Source organism: Leifsonia sp. HAY1-4F (genome assembly GCF_056755275.1).
This window is the reverse complement of the sequence record NZ_JBNDHX010000559.1, coordinates 1-241: the sequence shown is the minus strand read 5'-3', so window position 1 is coordinate 241 and position 241 is coordinate 1. Positions and strand designations below refer to the sequence as shown.

Below are 241 nucleotides of genomic sequence, written 5' to 3'. Positions count from 1 at the left end.
GGGACAGTTGTTTTGCCGCCTTCGATTCGGACATGGTCCAAAGCGTCGAGGGTGGCGGCGATGGCGGAGTCCCGGTCCGCCGCGTGGACGATCAACTTGGCCAGCATGGAGTCGTAGAATGGACTCACCACGGATCCAGTGTCCACACCCGTGTCCACGCGGATTCCCTCGCCAGTGGGCCATTCAATGGTCTCCAGACGCCCGGGGCTGGGAAAGAAGTTGTTGCCCGGGTCTTCGGCGT

1 pseudogene is annotated in these 241 nt (G+C 62.7%); it reads right to left on the bottom strand.

The annotated features are described in order from the left end of the window. Positions 1 to 241, bottom strand: a pseudogene (locus tag ACPYOG_RS20490) (acetyl-CoA carboxylase biotin carboxylase subunit); the annotation flags it as partial.